The sequence below is a fragment of the Chlamydiota bacterium genome (assembly GCA_016178055.1).
Taxonomy (GTDB): Bacteria; Auribacterota; JACPWU01; order JACPWU01; family JACPWU01; genus JACOUC01.
In genome coordinates this window covers 140,233-155,684 of sequence record JACOUC010000035.1, presented here as the reverse complement: position 1 = coordinate 155,684, position 15,452 = coordinate 140,233, and the positions used below count along the sequence as shown (strand labels likewise).

Genomic DNA, 15,452 nt, shown 5'->3' with positions numbered 1-15,452 from the left:
ATAGTAATTTAGAAGGAGAGGCGTATGTTCATAACAAAGATCACCCGAAACTTCCAAATTACCATCCCGGCGGAGATTCGAAAATTTTTTAACCTTCAGGTGGGTTCTCTGTTGGATTTTTCAAGGGAGAGGCATAAGATTGTGCTTCAGCAAAAGAGATTAATTGACGAAGACCAGGCTTGGTTCTGGACTAAAGAATGGCAAAAGGGGGAGAAGGAAGTTGAGAAGGATAAGAAGCTAAACAGAATCAGGTCCTTTAAGGACGTTTCTGAGATGAAGAAACACTTTAAAGTGTTTATATGAACTATCGAATTACTTTTGAGTGGGACGAGGACGGAGTTTTCTTAAGGAAGATTGGAACTCACGATATTCTAAAAACCCCTTAGCAAGTTGTTATGAAACTTGCTGGTATTCTCCTCCAAATCAAATTCATGCTCGGTGTCATATTCGTGTTGAGTGTCATATTGATGCTGGGTGTCATAGAGATGGCAGGGGATTCGTTTCCCAGTATAAATGTCCTGACATTGATGTTGACAGGGAATCGTATGTTGACAAGATTGGATGTGGATACAAGGAATTTTGTGGGTACAGGGGACATGCTTCTGAGCTTGGTTTTGGGGGAGATTTAAATGGGTTTCGATTTTCTGGCGAGATTCAGGATCGAGTTCTGATGCGCATTCGTAAATGGCTTGAAGCCGCATTTGAGGAGGATAATACATGCGCAAATTGGGATGTTTAAAGGCCTCGACATCCCCTTTTTCAATAATGAGTTTAATAAATCCTATAGGAGAATAGCCTGCTTTGATCAAATGTTTGACGCCGACACAATCCGCTTCTAATTCAATTTTTCTCTGAGCATCAAATCGCACATAAGGGTTGGCACCCGTCTCAAGATAGCCGTATTGAAAGGTATAAATGTGTCCCAAATATTCATGAGCCCACTCATGGCTTAAGAGGCCCGCGATCGTCTCTTCGTCGTAGGCTCCCGAGATGGAAAGATCAAGGACAATAATTCCTCTTCCAAAGGACATTGCAGCACGGCCGGTCTCACCTGGGATCACTCGGAAGTTTGTTCCATAGGCCTTGTTCAGTTTTTCTTGAATCCGGCCAATTTTTCCATCCAATTTATAATCAGCTTTGAGTTCATACATTCCCTGGTAATAACGGAGGAGCTGTTGCTGCTGGGCGGTATCAACCGTTTGTGAAGTCTGGGCTAGGGAGAGACGAGTAAGACATTCAAAAACTAAAACGAACAAACAAAAACCAGAAAAAAAATATTTCTGATTATTTACCATAGGGCTTAACAGAAATAATTTTTATTTTTTTAGTGCCACTGGGCAGCTTGACTTCTACTTGCTGTTGGGTCGTTTGACCCATGAGTCCTCGAGCAATGGGGGATTGAAATGAGATAATGCCATTATCCGCATCCGAATCTTCAACCCCTAAAATGGTATAAGTATAATCTTCTTGATCCGTCTCATTTTTAATTTGGACCACCGTTCCAATGCTCACGCGATCTCCAGGGACCCGCAAGTCCTCGATGAATTGAACATCCACGAGCTTTTGTTTCAACTCTCCAATTTCAGTCATGACCAAGGCCTGTTTCTGTTTGGCCATTTCATATTCTGCATTTTCTTTTAAATCCCCTTTTTCACGGGCAATGGCAATTTCCTTCGACAGTTCAACGCTTTCAACTCGGGTGAGGTACCTCAATCGTTCATGAAGCTTCTCATGGGTTTTTTTGGTCATGTAATTAGGCATGGTTTTACTCCTAAATGGATTAGGTATAGGATGCTATTGTAACCGAAAGATTTAACAGTAAGCCAATATTTTTTGAACTTTAAACCTTAAACTTTGAACTATCTTTTAGTCTCCCCTCAAGGTTTTTCAACTCGTCCATAAGATCTTCGGGAAAGTGGTTTTCAAATTTTTCGAAGAATTGTTTTAATTCTTTTATTTCTTCTAACCACGTTTGAGGATCAATTTCAAATAGGGTTTGAAGGGTTTTTTGTGAAAGGGAAAGATCGGTGATGTCAATGGCATCAGAAGTTGGAATATCTCCGATGGGGGTTCGCGTAGCCTTTCCTATTCCTTGACATCGATCAACAATCCATCGGACGACCCTTAAATTGTCTCCATAGCCGGGCCATAAAAATTTTCCATGATCATCAGTTTTAAACCAATTGACATGAAAAATCTTAGGTGGATTTTTCATCTTTTTTCCCATGGAAAGCCAATGAGAAAAATAATCTCCCATGTTATAACCGCAAAAAGGAAGCATTGCCATGGGGTCATGTCGAACGACTCCAACTTTTCCTGTGGCAGCGGCTGTTGTCTCGGATGCCATGGAGGCGCCTAGAAAAACGCCGTGTTGCCAACTGAGGGATTGAAAAACAAGGGGAGCTAATTTTGCACGGCGCCCTCCAAAAATAATGGCGCTGATCGGAACTCCTCTGGGGCTTTCCCATTCTGGACTTATTGAAGGGCATTGAGTGGCTGGTGCAGTAAAACGACTATTGGGATGTGCCCCTTTTTCGCCTGAAGCTGGAGTCCAAGGTTGTCCTCTCCAGTCTATTCCCTCAAGAGGGGGTTCTCCATCAAGTCCTTCCCACCAAACAGTGCCATCTATTTTTTTGAGAACATTTGTGAAAATGGTATTTTTTTGAATGGTTTTTAAGGCATTGGGATTAGATTTACTACTTGTTCCAGGGAGAACACCAAAAAAACCTGCCTCTGGATTAATGGCCCACAAACGTCCATCAGGGCCAATGTTTAACCATGCAATATCATCCCCCACCGTCCAAATCTTATATCCTTTTTGGGAAAAGGGAGGCACCATCATGGCGAGATTTGTTTTTCCGCACTGACTTGGAAATGCAGCTGCGACGTAAGTAATTTCTCCTTGAGGGTTTTCAACCCCCATGATGAGCATGTGTTCGGCCAGCCAGTTCTCTCTTTTTCCCAAAAAACTTCCAATACGAAGGGCTAAACATTTTTTCCCGAGCAGGGCGTTGCCCCCATAACCTGATCCCACACTCCATATCGTATTGTCTTCGGGGAAATGGCAAATAAATCGTCTTTTAATATCTAAATCGGCTTTGCCGTGGAGGCATCGCGTAAAATCTTTAGAATTTCCTAATCGATTCAATGCAACACGGCCCATACGGGTCATGATTCTCATGTTGAGAACGACGTAAAGGCTATCGGTAATTTGAACCCCTACTTTACTAAAAGGAGAATGGATAGGCCCCATGATAAAGGGGATCACATACATCGTACGTCCCTTCATCGAGCCATCGAAAATAGATCCCAATTTGAGATAGGCTTCTTGAGGGCTCATCCAATGATTCGTAGGACCGGCCTCTTCCTTTTGGGAGGTCGAAATGAATGTGAGCTCTTCGGTGCGGGCCACATCATTTAAGACAGAGCGGTGAAGATAACAGCCCGGAAGTTTGGATGGATTGAGTTCTTCAAGATCTCCAATCTCAATGGCTCTTTGAGTCAGCTCCTCGCGCTCTTTTTCTGAACCATTGCACCAGTAGATTTGATCAGGTTTACAAAGCTGGGCAACCTCTTTGACCCAGGCAGTCAAAAAGGAATTTGTTTCTTGTTTTTCATCCATGGAGATAGACTTCATGCGCTAACCTGTTCTAACGATTTTTAACCATCTTCCATGAACGGAAAGTTCAAAGGATGGGAATAAAACAAGCTATAAGTAAAAAAATCATCAAAAACTTATCGCTTATAGGTTATAGATGTTGGTAGAATTCTAAAGTTTAACGACGTTTCTTGCCTGAAGTCCTTTTTCGCCTTCAACGACCTCAAATTCAACTTCTTGTCCTTCGGCAAGGGTCTTAAATCCACCCCCTTGGATTGCGGTATGATGAACGAAAACATCTCCACCATCATCCTTAGCAATAAATCCAAAACCCTTCTTGTCGCTAAACCACTTCACTTTACCACGAGCCACTTGAAACCTCCTTATGTTTGCAATCATCAACAAAAAAAACCGCACAAACCCTCATCGCCTGGGTTTTTGCGGTTACATTAAACCACACTGATCTTGAATCAAAAATTTACAATCACTCAAAATATTATTCTTCACTCCACTTCGCAACTCTTTCTATAAGACCAAAAATATCTTAAAACTCAATAAAATGTCAACGTTTTTTTCACGGCGGCAAGAAGTTATGGGATAATATTTAGTCGACAGTTAACGGACCACAGTCCACAGAGAATGGACAACGGACAACAGAAGACAGATGACAGACAACGAGGACAGATAGAAAATTCCTGAAGTTGTTGTCTCTAATCTGTTGACTGTGGACCATTGACTGTGGACTGAGTGACAGTTATGAAATTCATCTTATTTTTTATTGACGGAATGGGAATGGGGTTTAAAAACCCTGAAATCAATCCATGTTTTTATTCCGAGAAACACTTTTTTGATGTTTTTCAGGATGAAGACCGATTATCACTTCCTTTTGGAGGCTTTTATAAGGGGCTGGATGCGAGTCTTGGAATTTCAGGCCTGCCTCAGAGCGCCACGGGCCAGACAGCGATTTTTACGGGAGAAAATGGGGCTCATCTTCTAGGGTATCATCTAAACGGTTTCCCTAATCAGAAATTGAAGAAAATTTTGCTCGAAAAATCAATTCTAAAAAAATTAAAAGAAAGAGGATATCAGGTTGATTTTTTAAATACCTATCGTCCCCCTTTTTTTGAGAAAACAAATGATCAAAAATTAAAACGGGCTTCCTGTTCAACGGTTTCAGCACTTGCAGCAGGTCTTGAATGCCATTCTCAAGAGGATCTTTTTCAAAGAAAGTCTATTTGTCATGATCTGACCAATGAAGTTTTTCGTGACCAGGGTTTCGAGGCGCCTTTGTTGACCCCAGCTGAATCAGGCCAGATTTTGGTGAAGGCAAGTTCAGAAAGTGACTTTCTCCTATTTGAATTTTTTCTCACAGATCTTGCAGGTCATGCTCAAGATATGAATCGGGCGTGTCATGAGCTAAGAAAAGTAGAAGAATTTTTGGAAACTATTCTTTTATCGATTACTTTGGAGCAAACCACAATGCTCATCATCAGCGATCATGGAAATTTCGAAGATCTTTCAACGCGCTCTCATACTCGAAACCCAGCTCTTTTTATGGCCTGGGGGGAAGAGGCTCCTCTTTTTATCGAAAAGTGTTTAACGCCTTGTGACCCTTATCACATTATTTTAGAATTGATGCCATAGTAGCGGATTAAAAAGAAAGAGCATCATTTTTTGTTTTTAAGAATACTCTACGTTTTCTGGTAAAATATGAGGGACCCTCATTAAATAAGGAGACGTTATGAAATATATTGCAGTGCTTTTTATTTTTCTTTTTCAGGGTTTATTACAGGCGGACCCGGTCACTGACGCCATAGATCAAGCTCGTCAAGCTTATGAGGCGAAAGACTATGTGAAGAGTGCCGATTATTTAGATCAAGCGCTTCGGAATATCAAGATGTTTATATCTCAAGAAGTGGAAAAACTGCTTCCTCAATCTTTAGAAGGATGGGAAAAAATAGAATCTTCTTCTGATGTAGAGGGAGGAAAACTTTTTGATCTTGTCTCACCACGGGTTTTTTCTGTCGAAGTTGGTTTTAAAAAATTAGAACCTCCTCAACAAATAAAAATATCCGTTTCGAATGTTCCTCATATTGTGCAAATTGCGAAGGCCGAATCGGAAATGCTTTCGAATCCCTTTTTCGCGAAAATAGAGGAAAAGAATTCTTCGGGTCAAAAAATGGAGGTCTATCAGCAGGGAGAATTTCAGGGCGTTAAAACAGTCAACGTTCAATATAAAGAGATCGAGTTGACTTTATTTTATGGCGATATGATGGTGCGTTTGAAAGGATTAGGGGTTGAAGACTCAAAAACAATGGATTTATGGGTTAGAGCGATTCATTTTGATGATTTGAAAAAATTTACGAAAAAGGAAGAGCCTTCTAAAAATTAAAAAAGCAAATTAATTTTTAATCAGTCCAATATCCTGGGCAATATCTTCAAATTCTTCTCGGGAAATATCCTCAAGTTTCTTTCTTCGTTTATCCAATTGCTCGTTAAATGACATGGCTTTTTCTTGCATAGAGGCATGTGTCTTTTCCGATCCTCCAAGAAGCGCAAAATTATCACCTTTCGTAATCCGAACGTGCTTGTCCTTATGGTCAAAGCCTACGCCGACCAATAGAGCTTTCTTTTGAGGACGCATAGTTTAAATTTTCCCTTTCCCGTAAGATGTTTGCTACAAAAAATCATATTCTTTTTCTCAGCAATGATTCATTTTGTAACAACTCCAAATATAGGCTCCCTTTCTTTTATTTTCAAGAAGTTTTTAATTTATTCCAAGAGAATAAGTTATATTTATTTTACTGAAATAAAAGTTGTTTGGCATGGAAGATGCTTTTATAAGCAATCGTCAAGATTGAAAGGGTAAAAAAATGATACCGATCGATTTAGTTGCTTTTTTTGGAATGCTTTTTGCGGCGTTGAATGTGATGGAAAAGACGAATGCACGTGAATGGAAAATTTTTCGTAGAAAAGAATAAATTTTAAGGTCGAGCGACCTTTGTTATTAAATGGGCTGAGCCCTCTGTTTTCTGGTATTGCCCCCCAATCCAGTGGCAGAAGTGCTCGGCCCATTCAAGTTTATAAACCTGAGAAGCGTCACTAACACAGACCACGGACTACGGACTACGGACCACAGACTGTGTAGTCTCTAGTCTGTGGTCTGTGGTCCCTAGTCTATCTTTTTAAATTTTAAATAGTGAATGGGCAATCCATGGCTTAAGAATTTTTTTTCATAAAGGGTATGAAAGGGATGACTTTTAAGTTCCCCTTGGGTAATGCGTTTGAAACCCCCACAGATATTCACAACTTCAAGAGCCAGTTCTGAAACAGCTTGAACGTCGGTGGCCACGAAAAATTCGCCATTTTCTCTTAATTTATCTCGAAGAATTTTAACAAAAGGGGACGTTAGAACTCGCCTTTTGTGATGACGTTTTTTAGGCCAGGGATCTGGAAATTGCATGGAGAAGAGTTCAACACTTTCATTATCAAACATCTTTTCAATCACAAAATGGGCATCAAAAAGAACCAGGAGAAGATTGGTGGCTTTGCTGCGGCGAATTTTTTTCTCAAAGCGATAAGCGATTCCAGAGTCATTTTCAATTCCAATAAAATTAAAATGGGGCTCATGAAGTGCACGTTCGATGAGTGCATCATCTTTTCCGCATCCAATATCCACTTTAAGAGGCTGAGGATTCTTAAATAGCTCCTTCCAGCTTTTGAAGTTGCGAATGGAGGTGTAGTCAAGTAGAACATGCTCGGTCAGGGATCCCATAATTTTTTCATTAATTTCTACCACAATTTTGATTTTTGATCTTTGATTTTTGATATTTTTATAATTCATTGACAATCAAGATGGGATTCATTCTAATTAAATCAGGACGTGATAAAAAGATAAAAACCATGCCTAAGTTTTGGGTGAGCTTAGCGCTCCTTCTTTCCCTTGTCCCTCCTCTTTGGGGAGAGGCTTTAGATTTAACATTTTCAAAAGGCTCTTTGGAAAATACCCTCTTTGAAGATGTACGTTACCAGAAACTTGGCCGCCTGAGTTTGGAGCAAGCGGCCCTCATTGCTTCAGGGGTGAGTCAAAGAGAGTTACCTCTTTATCACCAGAAGATTGATGCTCTCTACAATAGAATTGCACTTTCTCTTCCTTTTAAAAAATTACCTTTGCTCGATCGGGCAGAATTTATTTTGGTGTTTCTCCATCAAACCGTTTTTAAGAAATATGACGCTAGCGCCACTGAAATTCAAAAGACATTGGATCAGGGGCTTTTTAACTGTGTATCGGCAACTTTACTTTTTAATATTTTGTGCGAACGATTTCATATCAAAACCGTCGGGTTAGAAATTCCTACCCACTTGGATGCTGCAGTTTTGGATCCGGGAAGGCCTCGGAAATTTTTTGAGGTTCAAACGACGATTCCATTAGGTTTTTGGGTGAAGGATTCAACAGTCAATGAATTTGTTTATGATTCTAAGGTGCAAACTTGGAAAGGGAAAAGACCTGTAGAGGGCTCAAGGTTAATCGCTGTTATTTATTATAATCGGGGGATGGATTGGATTCGTCAAAATCGTATGGAAGAGGCGTTACCCTTTTATTTAAAGGCGTATGAACTGGATCCTCACTTTCCTGATTTGGAAAGGATCATTGCCGCGCTTTATGTGGAGTGGGGGAATCAATACTTTAAAAACACAGATTATAAAAGGGCTGTTGAAATTTATAGTGAAGGAATTGAGTTTTTAAAAGATCGGAGAAAAACATGGCCGATTTTAGAGCGTAATCGATCGGCCGCTTTGCTCAATCAGGAGAGGATGAGGCAATGTCTGGAAAAAATATAAGTTCTATCAAGGTTCTTTTGGCTAAGGTCGGATTAGATGGGCATGATCGAGGGATTAAGGTCATTGCCCGGGCTTTGAGGGATGCAGGTATGGATGTGATTTATACAGGGATTAAACAGACCCCCGAGGCCATTATGGAAGCTGCATTGCAGGAGGGAGTGGATGTGATTGGCATTAGCCTTCTTTCGGGGGCTCACATGACGCTTTTTTCAGAGCTTTTGAAATTGCGTCGCAAGATGAAGCTTGAGGATGTTCTCTTGATCGGAGGAGGAATTATTTGCCCTGAGGATATTCAACTTCTTGAAAAAAAGGGGGTGAATAAACTCTGGGGCCCAGATACTTCGACAGAAGATATTGTGAATTATTTGAAGGAAAAGTTAATGTGAGGACGAGTCCACGGTCAACAGTCCATAGAAAAAATGCTTCCTTAAAATTTGTCGACCGTTGACTGTCGACTGTTGACTAGTTTTTATCCATAAGTAAACAAAGGTTTATGATGACCTCTTGGAAATCCTGGTTTAAGGAAGCTCTAGCTGGAGATGAGCGAGCTATGTCTCGTATCTTAACATTGATCGAGCGTTCACAGGAAGATCCACAGCTTCTTTCGAAGATTTATGAGACGGATTCCCAGATTTATACCATTGCTTTGACCGGGGCCACGGGTGTGGGAAAGAGCAGCTTACTTGCTTATTTAGTGACCCCTTTGACACGGGATCAGTATTTAGGCGTGATTGCCATGGATCCCCGGAGTTCAGTTTCTGGAGGCGCTTTTTTGGGAGACCGGATACGCCTCAAAAAAGGGCTTCATCCAAGAGTTTTTTTCAGAAGTTTTGCCCCTCGCAAAAATCCTTTTTCAGGTTACTTAAGCGCCCAAATCATGGCTCGGGCGTTTGGAAGCTTTGGATTTGGTTGTGTTCTAATGGAGACGCAGGGGATGGGTCAATCTGATTGGGTGATTCAACATTTGGCTGATACCACAATTTTGGTCCTTTCTCCCGAATCGGGTGACGAAATCCAGATGATGAAACGGGGATTGATCGAATGGGCGGATATTTTTGTCATTAATAAATCTGATCGATCCGGTGCAAAGGCATTAGAGACTGCTTTGATCGAGGAGCTTAAAAGTCATCAGGACTCTGAAAAATGGAAAAGACCCGTTCTCATGACTGAATCTTTAAAGGGCGAAGGAGTTGAGCCTCTTTTTGAGGCCATTGAAAAGCATCATCATTTTTTAAGGGTGAACGGGGTTTGGGAAAGAAAGCGTCAAGAACATCAAAATTTAGAAATGAAACTTTGGGCCCTTTCAATGGTCTGGGATCGATTGAATCAAGTGGAACATCCCTCGCGAAAATTTCAAAATCCTTATGAAGGGGCACAAAGAATTTTAGAAGAGGTCTTTCATGGAAATGGAAAATGAAGGGAAAATCACAAGTTATTCGGGGATTCCTCTGAAGCTTTTTTATGATCCTGGTGAACCTCCTTCGCCTCAGGAGTTTCCGGGAGAATATCCTTACACCCGTGGCATCTCTTCATCTGGATATCGTACTCAATTCTGGACCATGCGCCAGTTTTCTGGATTTGGTTCTTCCAAGGACTCCAATCAAAGATTGAAATACCTTTTAAAGAGTGGGCAAACAGGGCTTTCCATTGCGTTTGATTTACCGACCCTTTTGGGATTGGATTCTGATGACCCCCAATCCCATGGTGAAGTTGGAAAAGATGGGGTTGCGATTGACTCCATTGAGGATATGGAAGAGCTTTTTAAGGGAATTAGCCTTGATCAAATCTCGACTTCGATGACGGTGAATGCCCCCGCCTCCATTATTTGGGCGATGTTTCTTTGTGTGACTCGAAAAAAGGGGGTTTCTTGGCGCAGGTTACGGGGGACGATTCAAAACGATATTTTAAAAGAATATATGGCTCAAAATACTTATATTTTCCCGGTCAAACCAGCGCTTCGATTGATTGGGGACATGATCGAGTTTGCTGTAAAAGAGGTGCCTCGTTGGTACCCGATTTCGATCAGTGGATACCATATTCGAGAGGCGGGGGCAACGGCTGTTCAAGAATTGGCTTTTACGCTTGCCGATGCTAAACGATATGTGGAGTTAGGACTTGAGCGGGGTTTAAAGGTCGATCAATTTGCGCATCGGTTGAGTTTTTTCTTAAATTCTCATAATGATTTTTTTGAAGAGATTGCGAAATTCAGAGCGGCGCGGCGGATGTGGGCCAAAATTTTAAAAGAGGAATTCGGGGCCAAAAATGAAAAAACATTGCTCATGAGACTTCATGTTCAGACGGCAGGATGCAGCCTCACATCCGTTCAGCCCGAGAATAATATGATGCGAACCACCCTTCAAGCCCTAGCGGCGGTTCTTGGAGGAACCCAGTCGCTTCATACGAATTCTATGGATGAAGCCTTGGCCCTTCCAACCCAAAAGGCTGTAAAAATTGCGCTTCGAACGCAACAGATCATTGCCCATGAGAGCAATATTCCTTGGGTGACTGATCCTTTGGGCGGATCGTATTATCTGGAATCTTTGACCAACAAAATTGAAGAAAAAGTAAAATGCATTTTGGATGACATCAAAGAACTGGGAGGCGTGGAAGAGGGGATTCGTCAAGGTTGGTTTCAAAAAGAAATTGCGGAGAGTTCTTTTCAATATCAAAAACAAGTTGAAAAAGAAGAGCGGGTGATTGTAGGGGTCAATCGTTTCAAAGAGGGAAAGGCCTCCAAAATGAGTATTTTAAAGGTTGATCCCTCTGTGGAAAAAATTCAAAAGGCCCGTTTGCGTCAATTGAAAAAATCGAGATCCGCTCAGGTCGTTCAGAAAGCGCTGGATCAGATTCGCCGGGGGGCCCAGTCCAAAGAAAATCTGATTCCCATTTTTATGGAGGCGATTGAGGCTCGTGCCACATTGGGTGAAATGATTCGGATGCTTAAAGATGTGTTTGGGGAATATCATGAGTGAAATAATAATTTAAAATTCAAAAGTCAAAATGTAAAATGACAACTTAAAATCCAAAATTTCTAATGCTATTGCAAGGAAGACGTTTTAAGTTTTACATTGTGCTTATAGACCTTACTCCATATTTGTACGCCATTTGTGGAGTATGGTCAACAGAATCATCATTATTTTTATAAGTATCTTTAATAAAATGAGTTAAATATATAATAAATCATGCCATTTAGATCATTTTCTATAATTTTGGTCCAAAATACTGCTTTAATCCCTCTTTAAAAGGGGTTAGTTTGATTTGGAATTCCTTTTCAATTTTGTGATGATCCGAGGTGCGGTCTTCCATCCAGCGCCAAAGCTCGTCTCGTGTGAAGGGGGGATGGGGAAGAAGGAATTCGCTCAGATGAGCAAAAAATTTCACCAGAGAAAGCGGCCAGTGGAAAAGTTTTCGTTTGTGACCGATAAAAATTCCAATCTGGCGCACAATTTCTCTAAAGCTCAGGCGATCGGGTCCTGCCAATTCATAAGTGATTCCTTCTTTTGTAGGGTCTGTTAAGCTTTTGAGAATACACTGAATAACATCTTCAACACCAATCGGTTGAATCAGATTTTTCCCTCGTCCGAGGATGGGGACGATGGGCAGGTTTTTCAGTTTTCTCATCCATTTTGTTACAAAATGGTCGTGAGGACCATAAATGATCGTAGGGCGCAATACGGTGTATTTAAGACCGCTGTGTTTGAGGTATTCCTCAGCAAGCCATTTATAATGATGGAATCGGCTTTTCGCCTTGGGTCGAGCGCCAAAGGTGCTTAAGAAAATGAATCGCTTGACGCCGGCTGCTTTTGCAACATCGACGATATGACGTGTGCCCAAATAGAAGATGGATTCGAAGTTGACATTTCCTATTTCCATTCGGATTCCTGCCAAGTGAATGACGGTGTCAATTCCTCGCATAGAATATTTGAGCGAGGATTCATCCAAAATATCGCCAATGACTTTGTCTTCGCAAAAATTTTTGAGGCATTCGGTCGAGGAGTTTTGGCGAATGAGGCATCGGACAGCATAACCCTTTTCTTTAAGGTGAGGTAAAAGGTTTTGTCCTAAAAATCCTGTTGAGCCTGTAAGAAGGATCATAGTTTTTATTCTAGCATGATTTCATTAAAAATTGACAATAGACAATTGAGAAAAAAATTGACAATTGATAATAAAGGTAAAATCAATTCAAAAATTATCCATTTTCAATTGTCAATTATCCATTAAATCTATTCTCAATCTTTTTATATAATGTGCATGGGTTCTGTTTTTGATAGACTCAAAACTTCAGGTTATCCACTTTCTTAATGATGAGGATTTTGAAGTGAAATTTTCTAAAGTTTTTCTTTCCTCAAGTTTTGCCGTGCTTGCTTTTCTTTCTGTTTTAACTTATTCGGCCCATGCAAAATTTTATGGAATGGATGAATTGGTGGATCGATCTATTAAGGTTTCTCAAGACTTAAAATTAATGGATGAGGATATTGAAAGGGCCCAAGAGGAATTGAAGGTGGCAAAAACGGCCTATTGGCCCAAGCTCTCCCTACAGGGAAATTTAGGGGTTGACCTTTTTTCTCTGGGAAGTTTTGAATTGGATCGCAATGCGGGGTCCAATCTCATTTTGGATTGGAATTTTTTTCAGAATGGATGGGTGACTTATCGCATTGAGCAGGCCAAGGCCCAGGTTGAAATTTCGAGGCTCCATCGACAGAGTCGTGAGCTTGAGCTGGCTTATCAGATGAAGGTTCTAATTTGTGAGGCCCTGCAAAAAGAGGCGGAGCTTAACCTTCAGTTGGAGGAGTTTCAATTAATTGAAAAGACGCGGGAAAAGGCTCAGGTCGAATTGAGGCAAGAAAGGTTAAGGCGGGCTGATTTTCTCAAAACTCAAGTTCAATTTTTTGATCATAAAAATTTGCTAGAAAAATTAAAAAGAGAATATCAGAAGCTGCTCCAGAAATTAAAAGAGCGTTCTGACCTTTCGGATATGGAAGGGATTGATAATCCCCTTGGAGAAGAGGAACAAAATCCTCTTTCGAAGGAGGTCTTGATCGATAAAGCTCTTCTTCATCGGGTTGAAATTCGAGAGGCCGAGATTCAATGGGACTTAAGTCGAAAGGCGGTTAAGGTCGCCAAACTCGGGCGTTGGCCTCGACTCGATCTTTTTGCGGGAAATGCCTTTGCCTTGGATGATTTAGAAAGGGAGGGGGATTCGTTTCAATTTCGCACCGGAGTGATTGCGCGTTATCCTTTGTATGATGGGGGGGAGATCAAATTACAGATTTCTCTTGCCGAAATGGCTGAAAGGAAAGCGCAATTTCAATGGAAGGAGGCGAAGAGAAGAGTGAGTGAGGAAGTTGAAGAGGCGTATGACGAATGGATGAATGCCAAAGTTAACTTAGAATCGGGGATGCAGGAAAAGAATTTTATTCAAGAGGAAGTTGGAAAAGCTGAAGCAGAATTTAAAAAGGACCGGCTTTCCCCTTATGAATGGGAAGAGGCTCAGTTAAATTTAAAAAGATCAGAGCTTCGTCTTCTCGCCCTGAGATTAGAGGTGTGGAAGGCCAAGGCTCGTTTGGCAAAAGGGGTGGGTGTGGGATCGCATTAAAATCCCTCCCAAGGTGCTAAAACTAACAGAAGTTATGAAAAACCTGCTGGCACAAAAACAGTCTGTTTCTGTAATTTCTTGATTATGAAGACATTATTTTTTTCAAGTGTCAAAGTCTGGACATTGAAACGATTTTTTTACTTTCTTCATCTTTTAGGTGTCTTTACCATTAAGAAAGGGGATATTTATGAAAATAAACAAATGGATGGGAAAGATTATGATGGCTTTTTTTTTAGCTTTAACGATAGAGGTATATGCCGAGGCGTCAGAATATCCAGCCTATAAGCTACAAGCACAGGACGTGGATTATAATAATAGCTTTGGAGCAACAGTCTCTATTGATAAGAATTATGCAGTTGTGGGGGCACCTTATGATATTCAAGATGGACTTTTAAGTGTTGGAGCTGCTTACGTTTACGAAAAACAGGCTGATGGGTCTTGGATGCTTGTCACAAAGCTGGTTCCTCCTGAAGTTAAGCAACAATATCAGTATTTTGGGTCTTCCGTCTCAGTCAGCGGATCGACCCTATTTGTAGGAGCTTATGCTGAGGATATTTCCTATGAAGGGGATCCAACGGCTTACAACGAAGGTGCCGTTTATGTCTATGAACGAATTTCGGAAGGGGAGTGGAAAAATGTTCAAAAACTGGTTACGGGGCAATCCAATTACCAAGAGTATGGAGCGCCTCTTTTCTTGGATGGAGATCAGGCCATGGTCAGTGCCAACTATGATACCAATGAAGGCTCCATTTATGCGTACAAACGCTCTAAAAATGGAAGTTGGGTTTCTTATCAAAAAATCAAGGCAAAAGATGATGATTCAGACAATAGTGATCGTTTGGGAAGGTATAACGTTTGCTTTAGTGGGAAAAAGATGGTTGTAGGAAATCCTTTTATAAATAACTACTATGGAGGTGCATACATTTTTACGAGGACCGCGACGCGATGGTTGCAAACAGCTTCGGTTTATCCAGAGACTCAAAAGACTTTCACAAACTGTGGATATGCCACTGGAATTTCTGGTAACGTCATTGCTATAGGAGAGTTTTCTGAGGGTAAAGTCTATATTTATAATTGGGATGAGACTGCATGGAGCCTTGTTCAGGAGTTGTCAGAAGATGGATCCTTTGGACAAAGCATTTCGATGAGTGGAAATAGGATGCTTGTGGGAGTCCCTAATTCTAATTCCCAATTGGTTTACCTCTATCGTTTGGTAGAGGGTCAGTGGGTAGAGGAAAATACTTATGACGGAGGTTCTGATGAGGGATATTTTGGAGAAGCAGTCGAGATAAGGGGCACAAGGGCAATCATTGGTGCTTCTACCTACCCAAATGATATCCCAAATGGGGCGGCCTATATTGTTGAGTTAGAGGAATAGACCTTGCTCACTTTAGTTGAGTGTTTTTGAAAAGCTCC

At 41.0% G+C, this 15,452-nt stretch carries 16 protein-coding genes; 9 read left to right on the top strand and 7 right to left on the bottom strand.

The window, feature by feature from the left end:
• Nucleotides 1-24 precede the first annotated feature (24 nt).
• The gene (locus tag HYS07_05285; GenBank protein MBI1870593.1) at nt 25-303 is read left to right on the top strand and encodes an AbrB/MazE/SpoVT family DNA-binding domain-containing protein; all 279 of its coding nucleotides are present in this window, start codon (nt 25-27) and stop codon (nt 301-303) included.
• 68 nt (nt 304-371) lie between these two features.
• Here the strand turns inward: HYS07_05285 and HYS07_05280 are convergent, their stop codons facing one another.
• The 4 genes from HYS07_05280 to HYS07_05265 all read right to left on the bottom strand — a co-directional run bounded on the left by HYS07_05280 (nt 372) and on the right by HYS07_05265 (nt 3,970).
• The gene (locus HYS07_05280) at nt 372-1,256 is read right to left on the bottom strand and encodes a hypothetical protein (protein ID MBI1870592.1); all 885 of its coding nucleotides are present in this window, start codon (nt 1,254-1,256) and stop codon (nt 372-374) included.
• A 28-nt stretch (nt 1,257-1,284) separates the two neighbouring features.
• On the bottom strand, nt 1,285-1,761 hold the full coding sequence (locus HYS07_05275) for a transcription elongation factor GreA (protein MBI1870591.1): 477 nt from the start codon (nt 1,759-1,761) through the stop codon (nt 1,285-1,287).
• Between the two features lie 79 nt (nt 1,762-1,840).
• A complete protein-coding gene (locus HYS07_05270) occupies nt 1,841-3,622 on the bottom strand; it encodes a phosphoenolpyruvate carboxykinase (GTP) (protein MBI1870590.1) in 1,782 nt (593 codons plus the stop codon).
• A gap of 147 nt (nt 3,623-3,769) precedes the next feature.
• The gene (locus tag HYS07_05265) at nt 3,770-3,970 is read right to left on the bottom strand and encodes a cold-shock protein (GenBank protein ID MBI1870589.1); all 201 of its coding nucleotides are present in this window, start codon (nt 3,968-3,970) and stop codon (nt 3,770-3,772) included.
• Between the two features lie 384 nt (nt 3,971-4,354).
• On the opposite strand from HYS07_05265, the gene HYS07_05260 reads away from it, so the two are divergent.
• Both HYS07_05260 and HYS07_05255 read left to right on the top strand, forming a co-directional pair.
• Nucleotides 4,355-5,242 (top strand): hypothetical protein, encoded by an 888-nt coding sequence (locus HYS07_05260; protein ID MBI1870588.1) that lies wholly within the window; start codon nt 4,355-4,357, stop codon nt 5,240-5,242.
• 97 nt (nt 5,243-5,339) lie between these two features.
• On the top strand, nt 5,340-5,990 hold the full coding sequence (locus tag HYS07_05255; protein ID MBI1870587.1) for a hypothetical protein: 651 nt from the start codon (nt 5,340-5,342) through the stop codon (nt 5,988-5,990).
• 9 nt (nt 5,991-5,999) lie between these two features.
• On the opposite strand, the gene HYS07_05250 is transcribed toward HYS07_05255, so the two are convergent.
• On the bottom strand, nt 6,000-6,242 hold the full coding sequence (locus HYS07_05250; GenBank protein MBI1870586.1) for a hypothetical protein: 243 nt from the start codon (nt 6,240-6,242) through the stop codon (nt 6,000-6,002).
• A gap of 528 nt (nt 6,243-6,770) precedes the next feature.
• On the bottom strand, nt 6,771-7,442 hold the full coding sequence (gene trmB, locus HYS07_05245) for a tRNA (guanosine(46)-N7)-methyltransferase TrmB (protein ID MBI1870585.1): 672 nt from the start codon (nt 7,440-7,442) through the stop codon (nt 6,771-6,773).
• A gap of 59 nt (nt 7,443-7,501) precedes the next feature.
• Between trmB and HYS07_05240 the strand changes: the two genes are divergently transcribed.
• The 4 genes from HYS07_05240 to HYS07_05225 all read left to right on the top strand — a co-directional run bounded on the left by HYS07_05240 (nt 7,502) and on the right by HYS07_05225 (nt 11,412).
• On the top strand, nt 7,502-8,440 hold the full coding sequence (locus tag HYS07_05240) for a tetratricopeptide repeat protein (GenBank protein MBI1870584.1): 939 nt from the start codon (nt 7,502-7,504) through the stop codon (nt 8,438-8,440).
• On the top strand, nt 8,422-8,826 hold the full coding sequence (locus tag HYS07_05235) for a cobalamin B12-binding domain-containing protein (protein ID MBI1870583.1): 405 nt from the start codon (nt 8,422-8,424) through the stop codon (nt 8,824-8,826). The genes HYS07_05240 and HYS07_05235 overlap by 19 nt, the downstream gene beginning before the upstream one ends.
• 107 nt (nt 8,827-8,933) lie before the next feature.
• Nucleotides 8,934-9,857, top strand: a complete 924-nt coding sequence (locus tag HYS07_05230) for a hypothetical protein (GenBank protein ID MBI1870582.1) — start codon at nt 8,934-8,936, stop codon at nt 9,855-9,857.
• Entirely contained in the window at nt 9,841-11,412 is a 1,572-nt protein-coding gene (locus HYS07_05225; protein ID MBI1870581.1) for a methylmalonyl-CoA mutase, read from the top strand. The genes HYS07_05230 and HYS07_05225 overlap by 17 nt, the downstream gene beginning before the upstream one ends.
• A 229-nt stretch (nt 11,413-11,641) precedes the next feature.
• On the opposite strand, the gene HYS07_05220 is transcribed toward HYS07_05225, so the two are convergent.
• On the bottom strand, nt 11,642-12,535 hold the full coding sequence (locus tag HYS07_05220; GenBank protein ID MBI1870580.1) for a complex I NDUFA9 subunit family protein: 894 nt from the start codon (nt 12,533-12,535) through the stop codon (nt 11,642-11,644).
• 223 nt (nt 12,536-12,758) lie between these two features.
• On the opposite strand from HYS07_05220, the gene HYS07_05215 reads away from it, so the two are divergent.
• A complete protein-coding gene (locus HYS07_05215) occupies nt 12,759-14,036 on the top strand; it encodes a TolC family protein (GenBank protein ID MBI1870579.1) in 1,278 nt (425 codons plus the stop codon).
• 187 nt (nt 14,037-14,223) lie between these two features.
• On the top strand, nt 14,224-15,414 hold the full coding sequence (locus HYS07_05210) for an FG-GAP repeat protein (protein ID MBI1870578.1): 1,191 nt from the start codon (nt 14,224-14,226) through the stop codon (nt 15,412-15,414).
• Nucleotides 15,415-15,452 lie beyond the last annotated feature (38 nt).

Excerpts from the sequence above, each read along its gene's own strand:
- trmB (MBI1870585.1), bottom strand. The coding sequence starts at position 7,442 with ATGAATTATAAAAATATCAAAAATCAAAGATCAAAAATCAAAATTGTG.
- HYS07_05225 (MBI1870581.1), top strand. The coding sequence starts at position 9,841 with ATGGAAATGGAAAATGAAGGGAAAATCACAAGTTATTCGGGGATTCCT.
- HYS07_05230 (MBI1870582.1), top strand. The coding sequence starts at position 8,934 with ATGATGACCTCTTGGAAATCCTGGTTTAAGGAAGCTCTAGCTGGAGAT.
- HYS07_05210 (MBI1870578.1), top strand. The coding sequence starts at position 14,224 with ATGAAAATAAACAAATGGATGGGAAAGATTATGATGGCTTTTTTTTTA.
- HYS07_05255 (MBI1870587.1), top strand. The coding sequence starts at position 5,340 with ATGAAATATATTGCAGTGCTTTTTATTTTTCTTTTTCAGGGTTTATTA.
- HYS07_05260 (MBI1870588.1), top strand. The coding sequence starts at position 4,355 with ATGAAATTCATCTTATTTTTTATTGACGGAATGGGAATGGGGTTTAAA.
- HYS07_05235 (MBI1870583.1), top strand. The coding sequence starts at position 8,422 with ATGTCTGGAAAAAATATAAGTTCTATCAAGGTTCTTTTGGCTAAGGTC.
- HYS07_05270 (MBI1870590.1), bottom strand. The coding sequence starts at position 3,622 with ATGGATGAAAAACAAGAAACAAATTCCTTTTTGACTGCCTGGGTCAAA.
- HYS07_05250 (MBI1870586.1), bottom strand. The coding sequence starts at position 6,242 with ATGCGTCCTCAAAAGAAAGCTCTATTGGTCGGCGTAGGCTTTGACCAT.
- HYS07_05285 (MBI1870593.1), top strand. The coding sequence starts at position 25 with ATGTTCATAACAAAGATCACCCGAAACTTCCAAATTACCATCCCGGCG.
- HYS07_05220 (MBI1870580.1), bottom strand. The coding sequence starts at position 12,535 with ATGATCCTTCTTACAGGCTCAACAGGATTTTTAGGACAAAACCTTTTA.
- HYS07_05240 (MBI1870584.1), top strand. The coding sequence starts at position 7,502 with ATGCCTAAGTTTTGGGTGAGCTTAGCGCTCCTTCTTTCCCTTGTCCCT.
- HYS07_05275 (MBI1870591.1), bottom strand. The coding sequence starts at position 1,761 with ATGCCTAATTACATGACCAAAAAAACCCATGAGAAGCTTCATGAACGA.